Here is a 3,010-nt window from a genome sequence, read left to right on the forward strand (position 1 = left end):
TTTGGAGTGCGCCGGCAAAGCGGCGCGGCCGCATCGAACCTCAGCCACGGGGGATACCAGCGGCGTTGGCCGGGAATTCGGGTACTTAGGTTCACCCGTGCCGCGGCGACGGCGCTTTCCCTTGGCCGCAACACCTGTGCTGGGGACGGATGCGCGGCCCAATCCAAAGCGGCGGCGGGTCTGTGCCACTTGGCCGACCCCCCGCTTATGCCCAAGGCCGTAGGTTCCGGTAAGCATCGGGGTAAGATTGCCGCCGCACTCCAAAACGTCCGGTGGTACCCTTCCATGATCGTTGGCGGTCCGGAATCCATAAAGAGCCTTAAAAATTTACCACTACCACCCGAGGATCGAAGATCACCAAACTTCCGATGCCGCGCTGATTCTGGCCGGGATGGCCGATGATCGACATCTCCCCTAAGAGAAATAGCGGACGAACGCCGCAAGCTCGGCCCGCGGCGTACGATACTGGTTGATGGGCGCACTCGTATCCTCATACCCCAGGGCAATTCCGCATAAGAGGATGCAGTCATCCCCGATGCCGAGCCTGCGCTTGACGATTTGGGGGTACTCGGCCAGGGCCTGCTGGGGACAGGTTGCCAGTCCCTCCTCGAGGGCGGCAAGCATCAGGGATTGCAGGAAGATGCCGAGATCCACATAGGCGCCGGTTGCCAGGTGGGATTCCATATGAAGATAGAGCACGATCGGCGCGCCGAAGGAGTGGTAATTCTCGATCCACTGCTCGCGCCGACGGTCCTTGTCTTCGCGTTCGATCCCCAGCGCAGAGTAGAGCTGCATGCCGCAGGCGAGGCGCCTGGAGGTGTAGGGTTCGGTCCAATGCTCCGGATAATACCGATAGTCGGGCTCGCCCCGAATGCCGGCACGGAATCGGGCCTCCAGCGCTTCCGCGATCGCCTGCTTGGTGCGGCCGCTGACGACGGTGACCTGCCAGGGCTGGAGATTGCCCCCGGAAGGGGCCTGGGCGGCCAGCCGCAGGATGCGTTCGATCTTGTCGCTCTCGACCTCGCGGGCCAGAAAGGCCCGGCAGGAGTGCCTGCTACGCAGTGCGTCCGCTAGCTTCATCTCGCGATTCGCCTTAAGGGTAGTGTTCTAATTTTGTTGTTACCGAGTAGAGGGAACTTTGAAAAGTTTCCGCCCTGGGATCTTTCACGGTGCCCTTACACCAGAAACAACAAAGTTGAAACACCACCCCTTTTTCTAAAGACTTTTAAATTTGAACTCCAGAGACGCAGGGTTTGCGGTTGTTTGTTCTCTGCATTCTCCGCGTCTCCGCGGTTAATGAGGGTTGCTCAAGCACTCGTTCCACCGACCGTCAGGCCATCGATACGCAGGGTTGGCTGGCCCACCCCGACGGGTACGTTCTGGCCTTCCTTGCCGCAGGTGCCGGTCCCCTGGTCCAGCTTCAGATCATTGCCTACCATGGTCACCCGGGTCAGCACATCGGGGCCATTCCCGATCAGAGAGGCACCCTTGACCGGGGCTCCGAGCTTGCCGTTCTCGATCAGATAGGCCTCGCTGGCAGAGAAGACGAACTTGCCGGAGGTGATGTCCACCTGGCCACCCCCGAAGTTGGCGGCGTAGAGACCCTGGTCCACCGCGGCGATGATCTCCTGCGGGTCCTTATCACCGGGGAGCATGTAGGTGTTGGTCATCCGCGGTAGGGGCAGGTGGGCATAGGACTCACGCCGACCGTTGCCGGTCAGGGCCATACCCATTAGCCGGGCGTTGAGCTTGTCCTGCATATAGCCGCGTAGGATACCGTCTTCGATCAGAACGGTATTTTCCGTTGGCGTGCCCTCGTCGTCCAGGTTCAACGAACCCCGGCGACCCGGCAGGGTGCCGTCGTCCACCACGGTTACGCCGGACGCGGCAACCCGTTCGCCCAGGCAGCCTGCGAAGGCGGACGTGCCTTTGCGGTTGAAGTCGCCCTCCAGGCCGTGACCCACCGCCTCATGCAGCAACACGCCGGGCCAGCCGGGACCGAGCACCAGGGTCATAGAACCGGCAGGGGCGGCGATGGCCGAAAGGTTAGTCAGGGCCATCCGGGCCGCATCCCGGGCGTACTCCTCGCAGCGGTCCGCGGCGAGAAAGTAGTCCAGGCCCTGACGCGCACCGCCGCCGCACGACCCCTGCTCGCGCCGACCGCCCTCCTCGGCGATTACGGAGACATTGAGGCGCACCAGGGGCCGGACGTCGGCCACCAGAGTACCGTCGTCCGTGACCACCAGGACCACATCCTGGACCGCCACCAGGCCCGTGTTCACCTGCTTGACCCGCGGGTCCAGGCGCCGTGCCACCTGATCCACTCGGTGCAGTAAGGCGATTTTCTCGTCGTCCGGCAGGCTGGCCACCGGATTCAAAGGCTCGTACAGCCGGTGTCCAACCGCCACGCCGGCGACGCGGACCCGCCCCTCGCCACCGCCCCGGACGATGGCCCGGGCTGCCTGTGTAGCCTGCTGCAAGGCCGGGAGCTGAAGCTCATCGGAGTAGGCGAAGCCGGTCTTTTCGCCGCTTACGGCGCGCACCCCCGCTCCCTGCTCGATATTGAAGCTGCCCTCCTTGATGATACCGTCCTCCAGGACCCAGGACTGGAGCCGGCTGGACTGGAAGTAGAGATCGGCGGCATCAATGCCCGGGCCCTTGAGCGCTCCGAGCAAACGGTCGAGGTCCCGGTGCTCCAGTCCGGCGAGTGCCAGAATGCTGTCGCAGGCGATCTGGGTGGGGTCGTTCATAATTTGGGTCCGGACGGAAGAGTTATCCGCAAATGCACGCAAATCAACGCAAATGAATCAAGAACCGTCGATGATGACGAGCCGATTGCGACCGATCTGCGTTGATTCGCGTTCATCGGCGGCAACAAGCGGAACCGCCGAGGTTCGGGTTGAGCATGGGAAAAACGATCCGGTAGATTCAGTGGTAGTGGTAAATTTTTAGGCTCTTTATGGATTCCGGACTGCTTTGGAGTGCGCCGGCAAAGCGGCGCGACCGCATC

The 3,010-nt window shown here is 62.6% G+C and carries 4 protein-coding genes; 1 reads left to right on the forward strand and 3 read right to left on the reverse strand.

Features of this window, described 5'->3' with window-relative positions; all coding sequences use genetic code 11:
* On the forward strand, positions 1-223 hold a 223-nt coding region (locus BQ17_RS22540; RefSeq protein ID WP_218068195.1), incomplete at its 5' end, for a hypothetical protein.
* 191 nt (positions 224-414) lie between these two features.
* On the opposite strand, the gene BQ17_RS09220 is transcribed toward BQ17_RS22540, so the two are convergent.
* The 3 genes from BQ17_RS09220 to BQ17_RS22545 form a co-directional block, all read right to left on the reverse strand.
* The gene (locus BQ17_RS09220) at positions 415-1,080 is read right to left on the reverse strand and encodes a nitroreductase (protein WP_089726378.1); all 666 of its coding nucleotides are present in this window, start codon (positions 1,078-1,080) and stop codon (positions 415-417) included.
* Between the two features lie 227 nt (positions 1,081-1,307).
* Complete coding sequence (gene tldD, locus BQ17_RS09225) at positions 1,308-2,750, reverse strand: metalloprotease TldD (protein ID WP_089726380.1); 1,443 nt, start codon at positions 2,748-2,750, stop codon at positions 1,308-1,310.
* Positions 2,747-3,010 (reverse strand): hypothetical protein (locus BQ17_RS22545; protein WP_218068196.1); only part of this gene is annotated, 264 nt, incomplete at its 5' end. The genes tldD and BQ17_RS22545, both read right to left, overlap by 4 nt.

Origin of the sequence: Candidatus Thiosymbion oneisti (genome assembly GCF_900092655.1) — a bacterium.
GTDB classification, from domain to species: domain Bacteria; phylum Pseudomonadota; class Gammaproteobacteria; order Chromatiales; family Chromatiaceae; genus Thiosymbion; species Thiosymbion oneisti.

Coding starts and splice junctions, on each gene's coding strand:
- BQ17_RS09220 (WP_089726378.1), bottom strand. CDS start 1,080: ATGAAGCTAGCGGACGCACTGCGTAGCAGGCACTCCTGCCGGGCCTTT.
- tldD (WP_089726380.1), bottom strand. CDS start 2,750: ATGAACGACCCCACCCAGATCGCCTGCGACAGCATTCTGGCACTCGCC.